Origin of the sequence: Campylobacter parajejuni (assembly GCF_046764905.1) — a bacterium.
Taxonomy (GTDB): Bacteria; Campylobacterota; Campylobacteria; order Campylobacterales; family Campylobacteraceae; genus Campylobacter_D.
Window position 1 is genome coordinate 25,011 of sequence record NZ_JBKORB010000006.1, and the last position, 18,226, is coordinate 43,236.

Annotated in this window: 18 protein-coding genes; 12 read left to right on the forward strand and 6 right to left on the reverse strand. The window is 34.6% G+C overall.

Features of this window, described 5'->3' with window-relative positions:
• Positions 1-153: 153 nt before the first annotated feature.
• Entirely contained in the window at positions 154-348 is a 195-nt protein-coding gene (locus tag ACLL8X_RS06665) for a hypothetical protein (RefSeq protein ID WP_411990148.1), read from the forward strand.
• Positions 349-359: 11 nt separating this feature from the next.
• Here ACLL8X_RS06665 and ACLL8X_RS06670 read toward each other — a convergent pair whose 3' ends face one another.
• The 6 genes from ACLL8X_RS06670 to cueO all read right to left on the reverse strand — a co-directional run bounded on the left by ACLL8X_RS06670 (position 360) and on the right by cueO (position 5,820).
• Positions 360-1,550 (reverse strand): molybdopterin molybdotransferase MoeA, encoded by a 1,191-nt coding sequence (locus tag ACLL8X_RS06670; RefSeq protein WP_411990149.1) that lies wholly within the window; start codon positions 1,548-1,550, stop codon positions 360-362.
• A 10-nt stretch (positions 1,551-1,560) separates the two neighbouring features.
• The gene (locus ACLL8X_RS06675) at positions 1,561-2,016 is read right to left on the reverse strand and encodes a molybdopterin synthase catalytic subunit (protein WP_411990150.1); all 456 of its coding nucleotides are present in this window, start codon (positions 2,014-2,016) and stop codon (positions 1,561-1,563) included.
• A 9-nt stretch (positions 2,017-2,025) separates the two neighbouring features.
• Entirely contained in the window at positions 2,026-2,247 is a 222-nt protein-coding gene (locus ACLL8X_RS06680) for a MoaD/ThiS family protein (protein WP_411990151.1), read from the reverse strand.
• Positions 2,248-2,476: 229 nt separating this feature from the next.
• Positions 2,477-3,631 (reverse strand): Eco57I restriction-modification methylase domain-containing protein, encoded by a 1,155-nt coding sequence (locus ACLL8X_RS06685; protein ID WP_411990152.1) that lies wholly within the window; start codon positions 3,629-3,631, stop codon positions 2,477-2,479.
• Positions 3,621-4,253: a restriction endonuclease gene (locus tag ACLL8X_RS06690; protein WP_411990153.1), complete on the reverse strand. Its 633-nt coding sequence runs from the start codon at positions 4,251-4,253 to the stop codon at positions 3,621-3,623. The genes ACLL8X_RS06685 and ACLL8X_RS06690 overlap by 11 nt, the downstream gene beginning before the upstream one ends.
• A 25-nt stretch (positions 4,254-4,278) precedes the next feature.
• Positions 4,279-5,820: a multicopper oxidase CueO gene (gene cueO, locus ACLL8X_RS06695; protein WP_411990154.1), complete on the reverse strand. Its 1,542-nt coding sequence runs from the start codon at positions 5,818-5,820 to the stop codon at positions 4,279-4,281.
• A 126-nt stretch (positions 5,821-5,946) separates the two neighbouring features.
• On the opposite strand from cueO, the gene nspC reads away from it, so the two are divergent.
• The 11 genes from nspC to selD all read left to right on the forward strand — a co-directional run bounded on the left by nspC (position 5,947) and on the right by selD (position 18,135).
• Positions 5,947-7,095, forward strand: coding sequence for a carboxynorspermidine decarboxylase (gene nspC, locus ACLL8X_RS06700; protein WP_411990155.1), 1,149 nt, complete (start codon positions 5,947-5,949; stop codon positions 7,093-7,095).
• A 310-nt stretch (positions 7,096-7,405) separates the two neighbouring features.
• Positions 7,406-8,107: a TorD/DmsD family molecular chaperone gene (locus tag ACLL8X_RS06705; protein WP_411990156.1), complete on the forward strand. Its 702-nt coding sequence runs from the start codon at positions 7,406-7,408 to the stop codon at positions 8,105-8,107.
• Positions 8,082-8,273, forward strand: a complete 192-nt coding sequence (locus tag ACLL8X_RS06710) for a twin-arginine translocation signal domain-containing protein (protein ID WP_411990157.1) — start codon at positions 8,082-8,084, stop codon at positions 8,271-8,273. Before ACLL8X_RS06705 ends, ACLL8X_RS06710 begins: the two co-directional genes overlap by 26 nt.
• Positions 8,273-11,077, forward strand: a complete 2,805-nt coding sequence (locus tag ACLL8X_RS06715; protein ID WP_411990158.1) for a molybdopterin-dependent oxidoreductase — start codon at positions 8,273-8,275, stop codon at positions 11,075-11,077. The genes ACLL8X_RS06710 and ACLL8X_RS06715 overlap by 1 nt, the downstream gene beginning before the upstream one ends.
• Before the next feature lies 1 nt (position 11,078).
• Complete coding sequence (fdh3B, locus tag ACLL8X_RS06720) at positions 11,079-11,720, forward strand: formate dehydrogenase FDH3 subunit beta (protein ID WP_411990159.1); 642 nt, start codon at positions 11,079-11,081, stop codon at positions 11,718-11,720.
• Positions 11,717-12,649 (forward strand): formate dehydrogenase subunit gamma, encoded by a 933-nt coding sequence (locus ACLL8X_RS06725; protein WP_411990160.1) that lies wholly within the window; start codon positions 11,717-11,719, stop codon positions 12,647-12,649. The genes fdh3B and ACLL8X_RS06725 overlap by 4 nt, the downstream gene beginning before the upstream one ends.
• A 59-nt stretch (positions 12,650-12,708) precedes the next feature.
• A complete protein-coding gene (fdhD, locus tag ACLL8X_RS06730) occupies positions 12,709-13,491 on the forward strand; it encodes a formate dehydrogenase accessory sulfurtransferase FdhD (protein WP_411990161.1) in 783 nt (260 codons plus the stop codon).
• Positions 13,484-14,221, forward strand: a complete 738-nt coding sequence (locus ACLL8X_RS06735) for a winged helix-turn-helix domain-containing protein (RefSeq protein ID WP_411990162.1) — start codon at positions 13,484-13,486, stop codon at positions 14,219-14,221. Before fdhD ends, ACLL8X_RS06735 begins: the two co-directional genes overlap by 8 nt.
• 97 nt (positions 14,222-14,318) lie before the next feature.
• The gene (gene ccaA / locus ACLL8X_RS09350) at positions 14,319-16,421 is read left to right on the forward strand and encodes an aspartate chemotaxis receptor CcaA (protein WP_489671748.1); all 2,103 of its coding nucleotides are present in this window, start codon (positions 14,319-14,321) and stop codon (positions 16,419-16,421) included.
• A 110-nt stretch (positions 16,422-16,531) separates the two neighbouring features.
• Positions 16,532-17,104: a sulfurtransferase-like selenium metabolism protein YedF gene (gene yedF, locus ACLL8X_RS06750; RefSeq protein ID WP_411990163.1), complete on the forward strand. Its 573-nt coding sequence runs from the start codon at positions 16,532-16,534 to the stop codon at positions 17,102-17,104.
• Between the two features lie 8 nt (positions 17,105-17,112).
• The gene (gene selD / locus ACLL8X_RS06755) at positions 17,113-18,135 is read left to right on the forward strand and encodes a selenide, water dikinase SelD (protein WP_411990164.1); all 1,023 of its coding nucleotides are present in this window, start codon (positions 17,113-17,115) and stop codon (positions 18,133-18,135) included.
• Positions 18,136-18,226: the final 91 nt, after the last annotated feature.

Sequence of the window (18,226 nt, forward strand, 5' to 3'; positions counted from 1 at the left end):
AATCTTAATCTCTCATTAGCTGTATTATAAGTGCGGAGTAAGTTCTTTTAAAATTTTAAGCCAATTATTTTGTATTTTAAGGCTCTTCATAAGGACTTGATTTTTTTTTTTTTTGATAGCATTTTTTTCACATTTTAAATTAAAGGAGAAAAAATGGCTATTACTTTAGCAGTAGAAAAAGGAAATTGGGTGGAGGTTTATGATGGAAATAAAAAACTATGTTCCTTAAGATTTGATAAAGGCGATAAACTACTTGGCTTTACAAGCTCAAGCGTAAGTATCAAGCATGGATATTGGGTAGACACTTATGATGAGAAAGGGAAAAGAATATCACGAAATCCAGCCTAAATTTATGCCTTTTAAGGCATAAAGATAAGCTCAACTAAGCTTTCATTTTCTAAAAATTCACATTCTTTAGGCACTATCATCAATGCGGCTTTGTTGTTAAGATTGTTAATGATTGCACTTGAGCCTTCTTTTTTGCCCTCTAAATTAACCAAAATGCGTCCATTTTCAAACTCCACATTACAAGCTACAAATTCCAAAAAAGGCGTTTTTTTCTTGTAATTTCCTTGCAAAAAACCTTTGCAAACATAGTCTTTAGGCTGAAGTAGCCAAGCGTTTAAAATTTCTCTTGCATAAAGATTAAACATCACCATAGCCGAGTAAGGAAAACCCGGTAAAGCCAAAATAAATTTCTCATCCGCTTTAGCGATTTTAATATGACGACCCGGCTTTATATCTGCTTTATCAATGATGAGTTCATATTCTTTAAGGGCTTTTTTTAAAAAGTCAAAATCCCCCATCGAAACCCCACCCGTAGTCAGCAAAATATCACAACTTTGCAAAGCGTTTTTGAGTGCTAAAAAAGTAGCTTCTGCTTCATCTTTTAAAAGTGGAAAAACCCTTGTTTCACAGCCTAAATTCTTAGCCAAACTCGCTAAAGCGATGTGATTTGAAGAGCGAATTTGAGCGGGATTTTCCAAGCTTTCGCCCAAATCTTTTATCTCACTTCCACTGCTTAAAACCCCTACAATAGGCTTTATAAACACACTAATATGAAAAAATCCAAGCTCGGCTAAAAGAGCAAGTTCGCTATAATTTAGCTTCGTGCCTTTTTTTAGCAAAAGCTCATCTTTTTTATAGTTTTCGCCCACCTTACGCACCGCAAAGCCTTTGGCGACCTTTTTTTCTATAAAAAGCGTATCATTTTCCACTCGCACATTTTCCACAGGCACTAGGGTATCGCTGCCTTCACTCATAAGCGAACCTGTGAAGGTTTTAACGCAGGTATTATCTTTTATCTTAAATTCAGGCATACTTCCTGCAGGAGTTATGCCTAAAATTTTCAAAGGCTTGTCTTGGTCTTCAAATCTCAAGGCATAACCATCCATAGCAGAGCTTGGAAATTCAGGCTGATTATGAGGTGCTTTAATATCGTGGGCTAAAATGCGTCCTAAGCACTCTGTCAGGGCTATTTTTTCGATTTTTTCATAAGTTTTGATATGAGAATGTAAAATTTTTAAACTTTCTTCATAAGACATCAGCATTTTTTATCCTTTAAGCTAAAATTCCTGCACCTTTAAGCTTGTAAGAGCGTTTTTTGGCATAAATTTTTTCTCCTTTTATCACATCATATTTCCAAATGGGTGCGTTGTGTTTAAAATCCTCTACAAAATCATTTAAAAGCTTTAAGCCAAGAGTTCTATTTTTGCTCAAAACCCCAGCTAAATAGGAGCTTTGATGAATTTTAACCTCACCTAAGGAATGCGCGAAAAAAAATTTCACGCCCTTAGCTTTATATTTCTCTTGCCATTCTTCAAACCACGCCTTTAAAAGCGGCTCATAAATTTCAAAGCTAAGAGCTTCTACAATGCCCTTTTTTTCATCACTTTCTTCTTCTCGCACTATGCCACAAAAACTTAAAAATGCTCCGCAATTTTTATTTTTGAGCTCTTCATACCACTTAGCATAAATCACGCTTACATCTAAGGCATTTGTGTAAATTTCAAACATTTAATCCCCTTAGCCTCCACAAACCGGTGGTAAAAGGCTTATTTTGTCCCCCTTTTTTAAGCGAGTATTTTCATCAAAGATTAGCTCATCATTTAAGGATACAGCGCAAAGTTTTAGCCATTCTTCTAAGCTTTTATCTTTTTGTAAAATTTCTTTTAATTCTTTTAAACTTTTTACTTCAAGCTCTAAATCAGGCTTATTTATAGGTCCTAAAAATTCAATTTTTACCATATATACTCCAAATTTTAAAGTGCTTTAGTATAGCTAAAAGTTATTTAAAATTTGATGATGTTATATTTATTTGCTTGTTGGTATTGTCGCATTTTGCTCGATTTTTTTATTTATTTACAAAATTCGTCTAGCATTTGCGTGTTATGCTAATTGATAATTTGCTCATTAATTCTCTACTTTTTTATAAATTTTCTCTTAAGAGTTATATGTGTTTTTTGTAATTTTAGTATTAGATTGTTATAAACCTAGAATCTAACACCGCATTTTCTAAACTTCTTTGCGAGAAGAGAAACCGCCCATCACACACAAATCCAAGCTCTTCCCAATCTGTGTGATTTAGCTTATCGCATAAATTTTGTAGCATTGCAAAATCTACTTGAAATTTGGGAAAAATGGCTAAAATTGAGCCATCATAAGCCTTGCAAGGATGTAAGAAAAATGGTTTTTTGTTGCGTGTTTTAGTATTAACATAAATGCGTGGCAAATCATTTTTATAATAATCTCTGCCCCATTTCCACCAATTTTCTTCATTAAACTTTTTAATTTTTCTCTGCAATAATCGCGTTTTAAAGCCTTGTAAATATGCACAATCTTTACCGTATTCTCCATAAATCATTTTTTTTGTTTTGCCACTTTTGCAAGTTTGTGAACCGACAAATTCCACATTACCCCATTTTTCACTCTCAAAGATAGAATCTGCCCCACTCACAGCCCCAACTTTTACAAAAAACAATGAATTAAAAGGAATAGTATAAGCCTTGTTTGTAAATAAAATCTGTCCATTTATACAAGAAAATTCTTTTAAGCATTGTGTTTTACGCGTGAAATCCCCCTTAACAAAACGCCATATTATGCAGTTTGGCTGAGCGTTTGCAAAAATCTTTCTGTCTCCTAGCTCCACAAAATGCGTAATACTCCCTGTGCGAAACAAAAACTCATTGAGCTTCGCACTTGCAGTGCTTTTTAGAAAATCTCTGGGCGTGATGAAAATTAGCTCCCCACCATCATTTAAATGTAAAATACACTTATAAATAAAAAATAAATATAAATTACTTCTTTCATCAAACATAGACATAAAAGGTTTTAAAAACTTTTTTGTAGAAGTTCTAATATCCCCAAATCTCACATAAGGGGGATTACCTATAATCGTATCAAATTTTTCATTCATAGGATAGCTAAAAAAATCAATTTGTAAAGCTTCTTTACAAGCAACGCTAGAATCTAGCTCAATCCCTACTTTATTGCTAGGTAGATTTTGTAAAAATGCTCCATTGCCACAGCTTGGTTCTAAAAATCGCCCATTATTTTGCACTAAGGCTAACATATCGCTTACTATATGCGGTGGGGTAAAGACTTGTCCTAAATTTTCAACATCAAGATTCATAAAAGTATTTCCTAAAATACAAATACGCATCAGCCCTAAGCTTCAAAGATTGTTTAAATGTGCCTAATAAAAATTCTTTAACTTCTGCAAAATCTCTTTGTATAATATTACGATTATTATCCCATTTTGCCTGAAAGGGCAGATTGTTACCATTTGGTAAGATAGATTCTAAACATTTAAGAGAAGTGGCAAATACATCGCTAGGTTTATCTTTATTGATGATTAAAAAATAATAATCCCTGTCATTTGTTGTTAGATTTTCTTTTAGGGTTTTAAAATAAGTTTCCCAGCTTATCCCATTGCCAAAAGGAGGAATTTTACCTGTTAAAGCATAATAAATTCCAAGTTTGCAGTTGAGATTATCAGTCGTTTTTGTCGTGCTAATTTTGATATTAACAGGATAAAACACATTATTTTCTTCAAAACTAAAATCTACCCAATCACGCATATTAGGACGATTTATCGTAAAATTAGAATCTAAAAGATTAAAAACTTCATCTTCATTAAAAGCGGAATTAATTCGTCCATCACGACTTTGCTGACTTAAATGTAAATTTTGTTGTTTTAAAAATTTCACTATTTCTATCAATAAATTTGGTAATCTGTTTTGCTTTGTAATCATTTTCCCTACTCCTGCTCGACCTATATTACTCCTTTACTTCCAAATTCCCCATCATTCCCAAATCCTCGTGTTCTAAAATATGACAATGATACATTCTAAGCCCTTTAAAATCTTGTTTCATTCTAAGTCTTAATTCTTCATTTGGACGCACATTTATCGTATCTCTTAAGGCTCTAAATTCAGCCCTTGTAAGTTTGCCATTAAGTTTAGAAGAAATAAGCTCAAATTGCGTGCCGTGTATGTGAAAAGGATGGTCCATATGGGATTTGTTTATCACTATCCAGTCTTCAACCACCCCGACTTTAGAGCGTAAATCAATGCGGTTTAAATCATAGCTTTTGCCATTCATTAAAAACATAGAAGCAAGGGCTGTTTTTAGCTCATCTTCACTTTTTTGCATTAAGCCGTGCATTTGCATATGATTCTCACTCATAATGACTTCTTTAAATTCTTTAGGTTCTTCTAGGGCTTTGAAAGTTTTTAGGCTTTTTGGAAGCTCTAATTTTTCTTTTTTTAGACCAATATGAGCTAAAAAAAGCGTGCTTGGCTCTTCTTTTACCATCATTTTATCTCTATCATAATACACACTTTCTAACTTTAACTCCCCATCTTTTTCACTTTCAATCAAAACTTCCACCCGCGAAGCAGGGCTTAAAAAAAGCTCATCTTTAAGCACAGGTTTTTCTATCAAACCCCCTTCGGTTCCAACGAGTATAAATTTAGCTCCTTTGATGCGTAAATTCAAATACCTAGCCGCTGTGGCATTATAAATACGCACTCTTTCATTTGTGGCGAGTTTGATTTTAGGTTGAAATTGCCCATTAATCAGCACCCATTCGCCTTCTCTGCCATTGAGCCAGTCGGCTAAAGTGTTATTTGGAATTTGGGCGTTTTCATCAAGGCGTAAATCGCTTATCATCAAATCTTTTTCTTTCAAGTGGCTTAAAGCATCTTTTTTTGCTTTAATCACAAAAGCCCCCGCTAAACCCATAGCCACTTGTTTTGAGCTAGTGTAGTGAGGGTGAGGATGATACCAGTAAGTTCCTGCACTATCCTTAGGAATCTCAAAACGATACAGCCTTTCTTCTCCTGCTAGTATGGGATTGTGCGGATTTCCATCTTGCTCAGGTGGCACAAGCACTCCGTGCCAATGTATAGTGGTAGGCTCTTTAAGTTTGTTTTTAACTAAAATTTCAAATTTATCGCCTTCAAAAACTTCTATTTTCGGAGCAGGAACTAAGCCATTATAGGTATAAAATTTTGTTTTTTTGCCCTTGACAAGCTCTATCTTACTCTCGCTAATTTCTAGTTTTGCTTTAAAAATCCCCGCTTGCTTGCTTTCATTTTTAAGTAGGGGCAAAGCTTTTAATTTTTGTGCTTTAGGAAAAGCTTTGGGGTCTAAAAGTTTTAAATTTTTTGGAGCAAAATGGATAAAGGAAGTGTCTAAATGCTGTGTTGTGTTAGCGTTTTTGTGCATAGAGTGCATCTCGTGCATAGGATTAGCGTAAGCTATGCTTATACTTGCTAGGCTTAACGCGTTAAATTTTAAAAAATTTCTTCTATTCATTGCTTTCCTTCGAAAAAATATATTTTTGTTATTGTAATGGCTTTTTTTTAATTTTTAGCTAATCATTTGTTTTGAAAATTTGACTTAATTTTGTTATGATTTTAAGAATTTTATCAAGGAAAAATAATGTTTTATGAAAGAATTCAAACCCCAGCTTATGTTTTGGAAGAAGGTAAATTAAGAAAAAATTGCGAGCTTTTAGCCAGTGTAGGAGAAAAAAGCGGCGCTAAAGTGCTTTTAGCACTCAAGGGCTTTGCTTTTTCAGGTGCTATGAAAATCGTAGGAGAATACTTACAAGGTTGCACTTGTAGTGGGCTTTGGGAAGCAAAATTTGCTAAAGAATATATGGATAAAGAAATTCATACCTATTCGCCTGCCTTTAAAGAAGATGAGATAGATGAAATAGCGAGTTTATCCCATCATATAGTGTTTAATTCTTTAGCACAATTTCAAAGCTTTAAAAACCGCACTTCAAATTCTTCTTTAGCTTTGCGTTGCAATCTTGAATTTTCTCTAGCGCCAAAAGAGCTTTATAATCCTTGCAGTAGATATTCAAGACTTGGAATTCGTGCTAAGGACTTAGAAAATGCGGATTTAAGGGGCATTGAAGGACTGCATTTTCACGCTCTTTGTGAAGAGAGTGCGGAGAGTTTGGAAGCTGTTTTAAAAGTCTTTGAAAAGAATTTTAGCAAGTGGATAAAACAAATGAAATGGGTAAATTTTGGTGGGGGTCATCATATCACAAAAGATGGCTATGATACGCAAAAACTCATAGCTTTGTGTCAAAAATTCAGCGATAAATATGGTGTGCAAGTTTATTTAGAACCGGGCGAGGCTGTGGGTTGGCAAACGGGGGTTTTAGTCGCTAGTGTCATCGATATAGTGCAAAATGAAAAGCAAATTGCTATTTTAGATACTTCAAGCGAGGCACATATGCCCGATACTATCATTATGCCTTATACGAGCGAGGTTTTAAATGCGAGAATTTTAGCCACAAGAGAAAAGGTAAAAATTTCAGAGCTAAACGAAGGCGAAAGGGCTTATTTACTAGCTGGAAATACTTGTTTAGCGGGCGATGTTATGGGTGAATATGCCTTTAAAAACGAGCTTAAAAGGGGAGATAAAATAATCTTTTTAGACCAAATTCATTATTCCATAGTCAAAAACACGACCTTTAATGGAGTAAGACTGCCTAATTTAATGCTTTTAAATGCTAAAAATGAACTTCAAATGATAAGGGAATTTTCTTATAAGGATTATGCTTTAAGGAATTAATATTGTTTATAATTTGCATAAAATATTAATTTCATTTTAATGAGAATAAAACGCAATTTTTTTATGCAAACTTCTTTATTTTTTAAAAGAAAAATCAATTTAAATACCTAATATTACATAGTTTAAAAAGCTTTTTATTTATTTTGTATCTTTGAGAAATAAAGCTTAAATTCAGTGATTTTTAAATCAAATAGTATTAAGATAAAGCGGTTTAAAAATCAGCTTTAAAATGAGTATTAGGTGCATTTTGCATAATATTCATTCGGGCAAAAATTAAAGCTATTTTTGAAAATTTTGAGCAGGAGCTTTAATGGATTTAGAAAAATTAAGATTGGCTAGAAGTCTTTATTATCAATGTCTAGGAGAGCTTTTTATTTTTTCATTTTCTAAAGAGAGATTGTCAAAATTACAAGAGTATTTAAAGGCAATGCAAGAATGTTTATTTGATGAGAATTTAAAATCAAATTTTGATACCTTGCTAAAACATTTGGAGAGTGAAAATTCCATACAAGCATTTTTTAAAGAATATGATTTGCTTTTTTTAAGCCTTAAAAACAGCATTCCAACGACCTTTTCTTACATAGAAGAAGGATTTGAAAATTCCAATCCTTTGCTTTGTGTGCGTCAAATTTTAGCTAAAAGCAAGATAAGACGCAATGAGAAATTTTTCAAAGAAAGTGAAGATAGTGTGGGATTTTGTTTATTGTTGATGGGCGAATTTTTAAGACAAAATGAAAAGGATTTAGCCAAAGAACTCTTTGAAAAATTGATTAATAAGGGTATCGATGAGTTTTTAGACTATATTTTTTTGAATGAAAATGCAAAATTATATAAAGAAGTTGCAAGTATTGCAGGAAATTTTGTAGAGTTTGAAAGATTTTGTTTTGAAGTGGAAAAGCCTACAAAAATAAATTCTAAAAAAGTGCAAAATGATTTATCGCGTTCAGAATTTTTAAGAAGAGAAGCAAATAAACAAAGGAGGATGCATGAAAAATCGCAGGGAATTTCTTAAAAAATCCGCTTTTGCCTTAGGGGCTGCTGGAGTGCTAGGCGGCACGACTTTAGCTCTAGCTAAAGATGAAGAAAGAAAAGACTTAGTCAAGGGTAAAAGTAAGAAAAAAGAAGTGCTTTTTCAAAGAAGTGCTAATTGGGAAAATTATTATATAAAGGCTGAATAATGTCAAGTGTAACTCAAAATATCAAGCTTACGCGTCGTTCTTTTCTTAAAATGGCTGCACTTTCAAGCCTAGCAACACCGCTATTAGCAAGAAGTGAAACCCTAAGAGAAGCGAGTGCTGATGAGCTTAAAGAAGCTTATGAAGGCAGTAAAAAGGTAAAATCCGTTTGTACAGCCTGTTCTGTGGGTTGTGGAATTATCGCAGAAGTGCAAAAGGGTGTTTGGGTGCGTCAAGAAATCGCTCAGGACCATCCTGTAAGTTCAGGTGGGCATTGCTGCAAGGGTTCTGATATGATTGATATGGTGCGTTCTCATGTGCGTTTAAAATATCCTATGAAAAAAGAAAATGGAGAATGGAAACGCATAAGTTATGAACAAGCTTTAGAAGAAATTGGCGAAAAACTAGCTAATTATCGCAAAGAAAATCCTGAAAGTGTTATGTTTTTAGGCTCTGCTAAGCTTAATAACGAACAAGCTTATTATATAAGGAAATTCGCCGCCTTTTTTGGAACGAATAATGTAGATCATCAAGCTAGAATTTGACATAGTGCAACAGTCGCCGGTGTGGCGAATACATTTGGTTATGGTGCTATGACAAACCATCTTGGAGATATTCAAAGAAGTAAATGTATTATTATCATTGGAGCCAATCCAGCTGTAAATCACCCTGTGGGTTTTAGGCATTTTTTAAAGGCTAAAGAAAAGGGAGCTAAACTTATAGTTGTTGATCCGCGTTTTACAAAAAGTGCGGCAAAAGCCGATATTTACGCAAGAATACGACCCGGAACCGACATAGCTTTTATGTATGGAATGCTAAAAATCATTTTCGATGAAGGTTTAGAAGATACAAAATACCTTGATGAAAGGGTATTTGGCATAGATGAGATTAGAAAAGAAGCCGCAAATTGGACGGCTGAAGAAGTAGAAAATGTTACGGGTATTAGTGGGGAAAAATTGCGTGAGATTACTTTGGAAGTGGCTAAAAACAAGCCTACAACTCTCATTTGGGCTATGGGTTTAACCCAACACACCGTAGGAACTTCAAATACCCGTTTAGCACCCATAGTGCAAATGGTGCTTGGAAATATAGGTAAATTTGGTGGCGGGGTTAATATCTTACGCGGGCATGATAATGTTCAAGGTGCTTCTGATATGGCTTGTTTGAGTGAAAATTTACCGGGTTATTATCCTTTAAATGAAGCAAGTTGGAAATACTACGCCAAAATTTGGGGAGTGGAGTATGAGTGGCTTTTAGGAAATTTCGTAAGTAAAGATTGGATGCACAAAACCGGACTTTCTCTTGCTAGATGGTGGGCAGCAGCCTTAAATGGTAAAGACGCAAATGACGCCATAGACAATGCAGGAACGCCCTTAAAGGCTTTGATGGTTATGGGAAATGGTATCACTTCAACCGCACAACAAGCTAAGGTTAAAGAAGGTTTAGAGGCTTTAGAACTTCTTGTTTTAATCGACCCTTTTGTCAATGAAGCGGGGATTATTGCAGAAAGAAAAGATGGAATTTATCTCTTACCCGCAGCAACGCAGTTTGAAACAAGCGGAAGTGTAACAGCGACAAATCGTAGCGCTCAGTGGAGATTTAAGGTCATAGAGCCACTTTATGAAAGCAAGGAAGACCAAGAAATTTTATTTGAATTGGCTAAAAAACTTGGTTTTTATGAGAATTTTACAAAAACCTTGCGTGATGAAAAGGGTGAAATCATTTGGCCTGAAAATGCGACAAGAGAAATTGCAAGAGCGGTAAGAAGCATAGGGCTTAATGGTTGGAGTCCTGAGAGACTTAAAAAACACACTTTGCATTGGGATAAATTTGATGAGCTAACTCTAGAAGGAAGAGATGAAGTTGCGGGCGAGTATTACGGACTTCCTTGGCCTTGCTGGAGTGAAAATCATCCGGGCTCTCCTGTGCTTTATAATACTGATATTGAAGTGGCAAAGGGGGGTATGGGCTTTAGAAACAATTTTGGGCTTGAGTATGAAGGTGAAAGTTTATTGGCTAAAAATGCACCTTTAAATTCGCCTATTGATACAGGTTATCCCCAAATCACTAAGGAAAATATAGAAAAAGTTTTAGGCATTAGCCTAAGTGCAGAAGAAAAAGAAAAAATGGGTCCGAGCTGGTCTTATGATGATAGCAATATCATAGCGACTAAATGTATGCAAAAAGGCATTGTTCCTTATGGAAATGCTAAAGCTAGGGCTGTTGTTTGGACTTTTAAAGATAAAATTCCACTTCATAGAGAGCCACTTCATTCTCCAAGAAACGATTTGGTGCAAAAATACCCTAGTTTTGAAGACCAAAAAGCCCTTTACCGCGTGGATACTAAGTTTATTTCCGTGCAACAAGCTAAGGATTATTCGCAAGAATTCCCGCTTAATTTAGTTACAGCAAGGCTTGTGAATTTAAATGGTGCAGGTATGGAAAATAGGGCGTCTATGTATTTGACGCGTTTAACGCCTGAAATGTTTTGTGAGCTTAATCCCCAATTAGCAAAAGAACAAGATATTAAAGCAGGGGATATGATTTGGCTGCATTCACCTGAGGGAACTAAAATTTATGTTAGGGTTAAGCTTAATCCGGGTGTGGCAAAGGATATGATTTTCTTGCCTTTTCATTTTACGGGCGTAATGCAAGGTGTGGATTTAACGCATAATTTCCCTGAAGGAACCAAGCCTTTTGCTAGTGGAGAGAGTGCTAATACCATAACAAACTATGGTTATGATATTATGTGTCAAATTCCAGAAACTAAGGGTGGTTTGTGCCGCATTTCAAAAGACGGGGTGTAAGATGAGTAAGATTAATTTTGCAAATTTAGAAAAAGAACGCTTGAAATTCTTTTGCGATAATGAACGCTGTATTGATTGTAATGGCTGTGCGGTAGCTTGTGATGAAGCTCACGAGCTACCTATTAATGTCCGCAGACGCCGTGTTATTACGCTTAATGAAGGTGTTGAAGGCAAAGAAGTATCCACTTCTATTTCTTGTATGCATTGTGATGACGCTCCTTGTGCCATAGTTTGCCCTGTGGATTGCTTTTATATAAGAGCTGATGGCATTGTTTTACACGATAAAGAAATTTGCATAGGCTGTGGGTATTGTCTTTATGCTTGTCCTTTTGGCGCTCCTCAATTTCCAAAAGATAGTGTTTTTGGCAATAAAGGCATTATGGATAAATGCACGATGTGTGCAGGGGGTCCTGAAGCTACAAATTCGCAAAAAGAAAGAGAGCTTTATGGACAAAATCGTATCGCAGAAGGTAAGGTGCCCGTATGTGCGGCTATGTGTTCAACCAAAGCACTTTTAGTAGGCGAAAGCTCTAAAATTGAAGAAATTTATCACAATAGATTGATAAATAGAAATTATGGCATCCCAAATCCTTCTCAAAGCTTGGAGTGGAAGATTGCTTACACAGGAAAGGAAAGACTATGAAAAAGGTATTTTTGCTGTTTTTTGCAAGCCTTGTGAATTTGTTTGCTTATGGGAGTGAAAGAATGGGGCAAGATACTCAAATTTGGGATTTTAATCGTATTACAAATATCCCAAATTACGATACTTTTGGAAAGCTTTGGACAATTTTACAAGGCGAATATATTGCTACCATTGCTCTTATAGCTATGATAGCTGTATTATCAGCCTTTGCTTTGCATTATATGGTAATAGGTCCTAAACAATTTTCCCACGATGGGAAGAAAATTTACGCTTTTACTTTGTTTGAAAGAATTTTTCATTTTATAGCCGCTCTTTCTTGGGTGATTTTAGTGCCAACGGGTTTTGTGATGATGTTTGGGGCTAGCTTTGGTGGGGGAGTTTTTGTAAGGGTTTGTAAGAATTTACACGCTTTTGCTACTCTTTTATTTATCATTTCTATTATCCCTATGTTTTTGTGGTGGATTAAAAGAATGCTTCCGGCAAGTTATGATTTAAGATGGCTGATGATAGTGGGGGGTTATTTAAGCAAGGTAAAACGCCCTGTGCCTGCGGGTAAGTTTAATTTCGGTCAAAAATCGTGGTATTATATCGCTGTATTGGGTGGATTTTTGATGATTATCACAGGTGGTTTTATGTATTTTCTTGATTTTAATTCCACAGCCCTTCAAGCTCTTTTTGGTTTAACCCATATTGAGCTTTTGCGAATTTCAGCTTTGGTGCATAATTTCTTAGGCATAGTTTGTGCGGTATTTTTTGGTGTGCATATTTATATGGCAGTGTTTGCGATTAAGGGCAGTATCCATTCTATGATTAGTGGTTATAAGGAAGAAGAAGAGGTTTATATTTTGCATTCTTATTGGTATAAAGAATTAAGTGCTAAAAAACAAATCAAGCCTAGTTTTTCTTACAATTCTAAGGTGAAAATTTAGTTTTAAACAGAGTTTATTTTAAGCTTTTTTGATATAATTTTTTTAAAGGATATAATTTAATGGAAGCTCTTTTTACAACGCAAATTTTAAAATACAAAGGCGATGAGTCTTTTGTATGCGATGATACTTTAGTTCGCGAAATCAAACTTGAAATTTATATCAATGGTGAAAAAGTGGGTGCTTTGATGGCAACTCCTGTGGATGAACAGGCTTTAGCGGTGGGATATTTGATGAGTGAAAATATCATTGCTAAAGCAAGTGATATTGAGAGCATAGAAACCAAAGATGAGGGTATGAGTGTGCATATAAAAGCTAAGATTGATAAAGAAAATTTAGCTAAACTCAATGCCGAAGCTGTGGTTATAAGCGGTTGCGGTAGAGCGCATACAGCCAATATCGACCCTGATGCCATCAAAGCGAGTAAAATCATTTCTAATGTGAAATTTCATAAAGATGAAATTTTAAAACAAATGAGTATGTTTTATACTCAATGTGAGCTTTATGAAAAAACAGGTTGCGTGCATACAGCTAAACTTTTTGTCGATGAAAAAACTTTTTTTATAGGCGAAGATATAGCCCAGCATAATACCATAGATAAGGCTTTAGGCAAGGCAAGATTAGCGGGGATAAATTTAGAAAAATGTTTTTTGATGGTAAGTGGGAGATTAAGCTCTGAAATGGTAGCTAAAGCAATTATGCATAAAATTCCAGCCCTAATCTCACGCACCGCTCCTACTTGTTTAGGCGTTATGATAGCTAGGAAATTTGATTTAACGCTTTGTGGTTTTGCTAGAGAAAATAAGATAAATATTTATAGTGGAGAAGCTAGAATTTATGGATAAAAATCAAAAAAATCAAATCATAGCCTTGATGAAAGAATTGCTAAATAGTAATGAAAAATTAGATTGTGGCACAGCCTTTAAAATTGCTCATAAATTGGGCGTGGATATAGAAAAAATAGGGCAATTAGCCGATGAAAATGGCATACGCATTGATAATTGCGAGTTGGGGCAATTTGGACATTTGGATTTTGAAAAAGCAAAGATTGAAGTGCTTAAAAAAATAGAACCTAGCTTAGATGAAAAGCGTAGAATTTTTTGTAAAGATGCAAGGGATATTGCTAAAGAAGGTTGTGGGCTTAAAAGTATGCGTTCAGCTTTGAAAAGTTATAAAGTTGATGTGAAATATTGTCAATTGGGCTGTTTTAAAGAAAAAAAAGGCAAACAACTCATAGTAAGAACAAAAACTTGGATAGAAAATGCCGATGGGGATTTGCTTTTTGGCAAGGGTAAAACCGAGCTTTTAGAGCTTATAGCCCAAACGGGCAGTTTGCTTCACGCTTCGAAACTCATGGGGATTAATTATAAAAAAGCTTGGATGCACTTGCAAATTTTACAAAAAAATTCTCAAGAAGTTTTAGTCAGCACAAGGCAAGGACGTTCTAAAGAATCAGGAACAAAGCTTACCCCTAGAGCTATGGAATTGATGGAGAATTATTCTATTTTACAAAAAGATATTGAAGAGTATGCGAATAAACGCTTTAAAGAATTATTTTTCAAGAGAAAAAAATAATTCCAAGTCGGCATAATATTTTATGATTAATTAGCCATATTTTTTAAAAAATATGCTAGAATTAGGACTTTGAAATTTTTGTTTTAGGAGTTGTGAGATGTTTAAATCCTTAAATATTGGTTTAAAGCTTATTTTTTCTGTGGCAGCGGTTGTTGTTATTGGGCTTGTTATTTTAGTCTCTTTAATCACTCAACAAGTCAGTCAAAATATCACTAAAAATACCGAAACCATACTCGCTTCCATCTCAAAAGAATACGCCACAAGAACGCAAGGAATTTTCAGCGAGATGATAGCTTTAAATCGCATCATTTCAAGTAATTTAACTGAAGTTTTTCGTTCCAGTTCAAAAGAAAATTTAGACATCGATAATATCACTAATATCATTACTCATACCTTTGATAATAGTGCTTACTCCAATTTTGCCTTTTTGTATCTTATAGACCCGCCTGAATATTTCAAAGAAGAAAGTAAATTTTTTAATACCCAAAGTGGTAAATTTGTTATGCTTTATGCGGATGAAGAAAAGGATAAAAAAGGCGGTATAAAAGCCTTGCAAGCCACAGATGAGGTAGTGAATTTTAAAGTGGTGCAAGATGCTATTAGAGAAGCAAAATACGGCGAAAATAAGGTTTATGTAGGAAGTCCTATTCAAATGCACTTAGATGGGAAAGAATTTGTGGCTACAAATATCGCTATGCCTATTTTTGACAAGAAAAATCAAGTCGTGGGCGTTGTGGGTATGGTGCTGGAATTTTCAGCCATAGAAGAATATCTTTTAGACCCTAAGGAGCAAAAATATAATGAAGAATTAAGAGTGCTTTTAAATCCTGATGGTTTGATAGCTATTCATACTAAAAAGGATTTGGTATTAAAAAATTTAAAACAAATCAATCAAAACCAAGGAGCTCAAACAACCTTTAGGGCTATGGAGAAAGCAGAAGATGGGGTTTATGACTATGTCGCTTCTAATGGAGAGAATTCTTATGCGGCTATTAATAGCTTTAGAGTTGAAAATAGCTCTTGGACCATCTTAGTTACAGCGCCTAAGTATTCTGTTTTTGAGCCTTTGAAAAAGCTTCAAATGATGATTATCAGTGCTTCTTTAGTTTTTGTTATTATTGTTTTGGCTGTGGTGTATTATTGCGTTCGCAAAATAGTCGCTTCTAGATTGCCTGTTATACTTAGTTCCTTGCAAGCCTTTTTCCGCTTTTTAAATCACGAAAAAATCGAATTAAAACCTATTAAAATTCGCGCCAATGATGAGTTGGGTGCTATGGGTAGAATGATTAATGAAAATGTTGAAAAAACTAAGCGTTCTTTAGGACAAGACCAAGACGCTGTTGATGAGAGTGTGCAAACGGCTAAAGAAATAGAAAGCGGGAATTTAACAGCAAGGATTGCCAAAAATCCTGCTAATCCTCAACTTGTTGAACTTAAAAATGTTCTAAATAAAATGCTTGATGTGCTTGAAAATAAAATAGGCTCCAATATGGACGAGATTAACCGTGTTTTTGATAGTTATAAGGCTTTGGATTTTAGCACTGAAGTGAAAAATGCTAGGGGTGGGGTCGAGCTTACGACTAATATTTTAGGGCAGGAGATTAAAAAAATGCTTTTAGCATCATCGAATTTTGCCAAGGATTTAGCTGCCCAATCAAACGAGCTTAAAAATTCTATGCAAAAACTTGCCGATGGTTCTAATGCCCAAGCTAATTCTTTAGAACAAAGTGCTTCGGCTGTGGAGCAGATTAATTCTTCTATGCAAAATGTAAGTGGCAAAACCACAGAAGTGGCTTCACAAGCTGAGGATATTAAAAATATAGTCAATGTGATTAAAGATATAGCGGAGCAGACGAATTTGTTAGCTTTAAATGCGGCTATTGAAGCAGCAAGAGCAGGAGAGCATGGAAGAGGCTTTGCTGTGGTAGCCGATGAGGTAAGACAACTAGCTGAAAGAACGGGTAAATCTTTAAGTGAAATAGAGGCAAATATCAACATACTTGTCCAAAGTGTCAATGAAGTTGCTGAGTCTGTTAAAGAACAAACAACAGGTATCACGCAGATTAATAATGCCATAGCTCAGCTTGAAATCGTAACGAAAGAAAATGTTGAAGTGGCTAATATTACAAATAATATAACTAGTGAAGTTAATCAAATCGCTACGCAAATACTAGAAGATGTCAATAAAAAAAGATTTTAAAAAAAGCTCACTTTTGGTGAGCTTTTAGATTTTTCTTCCACCAATCTTAAATTTAAACGCAAAAAAAGCAAGAAAATATTATTATTTTTTAAAGTTTTAAAGGAAAAATAATGAAAATTGATTGTCGCAATCTGCCTTGTCCTAAGCCTATAATGCAAACAAAAAATGCTCTTGAAAAGCTTAAAGTTGGCGAAAATTTAGAAATTGTTTTAAATTCTCTTATTTCAAAAAATAATGTTTTAAAATTTCTTCATTCTTTAAATTTAAGTTTTAGTGTGGATGAGAATGAAGATGAGTTTTATATCAAGGTGCAAAAAAAGAATGTAAATTTCAATGAAGCAAGGCTTGATGATTATAGGGTTTTGTTTTTAAAGAGTGATAAAATAGGAGCAGGAGAGCTAGGAGTTAAGCTTTTGGCAAATTCTTTAAAAATACTTAAAGAGCTTGAAAATTGCCCTAGTAAAATTCTTTGTGTGAATGAAAGTGTTTTGATGAATGTGGATGAAAATCATCTCGCTTTCAAGGCTATGCGTGAGCTTGAGAGCTTTGGAGTGGAGATTATAAGTTGTGGGGCTTGTTTAGAATTTTTCAACAAAAGCCAAGAGCTTAAAATAGGAAGCATAGGCAATGCTTATGAAATTTTAAATGAGCTTTTTGGTAAAGCAAAAATCATTACTTTTTAGGAAAAACTTTGGAATACAAAAATCAAAATTTAACCCATTTTGTTAAAGCAGCAGGTTGAGCAGCTAAACTAGACCCGTGCGGTCTTAACAAAATTTTAACCTTTATGCAAAAAAGCCCTGCTTTGCTTAGTGATATTGATAGTAATGAAGATGCGAGCGTGTATCAAATAAGTCCTGATTTGGCTTTGGTGCAAACGCTTGATTTTATCACTCCTGTGGTCGATAGTGCTTATCATTTTGGAGCCATAGCAGCAGCAAATGCTTTAAGCGATGTTTTTGCTATGGGTGGGGTGGTGCTAAATGCCTTAAATATAGTAGCTTTTGATAAGTGTCATTTTGGGCTTGATATTTTGGGCGAAATTTTAGCTGGGGCTAATGATAAGGTTCGAGAATGCAATGCTTTAGTCGTAGGTGGCCATACCCTAGAAAGCGAGGAGCTTTTTTTTGGGCTGAGTGTTACAGGAAAAGTGCATCCTAAGGCTTTTGTGGCGAATAATACAGCTAGAGTTGGAGATGCTATTATCTTAACCAAGCCTTTAGGAGTGGGGATTTTAAGCACGGCTTTAAAGGCACAAATGCTAGATAAATCACATTTAAAAGCTATGCTTGAAAGTATGATGGAGTTAAATTTCAAAGCCAGTCAAATCGCTCTTAATTTTCACCCCAGTGCCATGAGTGATGTAACGGGCTTTGGTCTTTTAGGGCATTTAAAAGAAATGCTAAATGAGAGTATTTCTTTTGAAATTTTTACAGACCAACTTCCTTTTTTGCAAGGGGCAAAAGAGTATTTTAATATGGGTTTAATTCCTGCTGGAGCTTATAAAAACTATGATTTTATCAAACCTTTTTGTAAGGAGTTAAAAGAAGAGCATTTAATGCTTTGCGACCCGCAAACTTCAGGAGGACTTTTAATTTCCATAAACGAAAAAGAATCCTTAGAATGTTTAAAAAAACTAGAAGATGAAAATATTCAAGCTAAAATTATTGCTAAGGTTATAAATAAGCAAGAAAATGATATTATCATCTCTTAATTTTTGTTACCTATATACCCATTAAAATTTATTTTATCATTTTTTATACATTTTCTATGATTTAAAATATTATTTTTATCTTATTTATATA

What these genes read in the sequence shown, in the direction of transcription:
- ACLL8X_RS06665 (WP_411990148.1), top strand. Translation starts at nt 154, where the DNA reads ATGGCTATTACTTTAGCAGTAGAAAAAGGAAATTGGGTGGAGGTTTAT.
- ACLL8X_RS06670 (WP_411990149.1), bottom strand. Translation starts at nt 1,550, where the DNA reads ATGCTGATGTCTTATGAAGAAAGTTTAAAAATTTTACATTCTCATATC.
- ACLL8X_RS06675 (WP_411990150.1), bottom strand. Translation starts at nt 2,016, where the DNA reads ATGTTTGAAATTTACACAAATGCCTTAGATGTAAGCGTGATTTATGCT.
- ACLL8X_RS06680 (WP_411990151.1), bottom strand. Translation starts at nt 2,247, where the DNA reads ATGGTAAAAATTGAATTTTTAGGACCTATAAATAAGCCTGATTTAGAG.
- ACLL8X_RS06685 (WP_411990152.1), bottom strand. Translation starts at nt 3,631, where the DNA reads ATGAATCTTGATGTTGAAAATTTAGGACAAGTCTTTACCCCACCGCAT.
- ACLL8X_RS06690 (WP_411990153.1), bottom strand. Translation starts at nt 4,253, where the DNA reads ATGATTACAAAGCAAAACAGATTACCAAATTTATTGATAGAAATAGTG.
- cueO (WP_411990154.1), bottom strand. Translation starts at nt 5,820, where the DNA reads ATGAATAGAAGAAATTTTTTAAAATTTAACGCGTTAAGCCTAGCAAGT.
- nspC (WP_411990155.1), top strand. Translation starts at nt 5,947, where the DNA reads ATGTTTTATGAAAGAATTCAAACCCCAGCTTATGTTTTGGAAGAAGGT.
- ACLL8X_RS06705 (WP_411990156.1), top strand. Translation starts at nt 7,406, where the DNA reads ATGGATTTAGAAAAATTAAGATTGGCTAGAAGTCTTTATTATCAATGT.
- ACLL8X_RS06710 (WP_411990157.1), top strand. Translation starts at nt 8,082, where the DNA reads ATGAAAAATCGCAGGGAATTTCTTAAAAAATCCGCTTTTGCCTTAGGG.
- fdh3B (WP_411990159.1), top strand. Translation starts at nt 11,079, where the DNA reads ATGAGTAAGATTAATTTTGCAAATTTAGAAAAAGAACGCTTGAAATTC.
- ACLL8X_RS06725 (WP_411990160.1), top strand. Translation starts at nt 11,717, where the DNA reads ATGAAAAAGGTATTTTTGCTGTTTTTTGCAAGCCTTGTGAATTTGTTT.
- fdhD (WP_411990161.1), top strand. Translation starts at nt 12,709, where the DNA reads ATGGAAGCTCTTTTTACAACGCAAATTTTAAAATACAAAGGCGATGAG.
- ACLL8X_RS06735 (WP_411990162.1), top strand. Translation starts at nt 13,484, where the DNA reads ATGGATAAAAATCAAAAAAATCAAATCATAGCCTTGATGAAAGAATTG.
- ccaA (WP_489671748.1), top strand. Translation starts at nt 14,319, where the DNA reads ATGTTTAAATCCTTAAATATTGGTTTAAAGCTTATTTTTTCTGTGGCA.
- yedF (WP_411990163.1), top strand. Translation starts at nt 16,532, where the DNA reads ATGAAAATTGATTGTCGCAATCTGCCTTGTCCTAAGCCTATAATGCAA.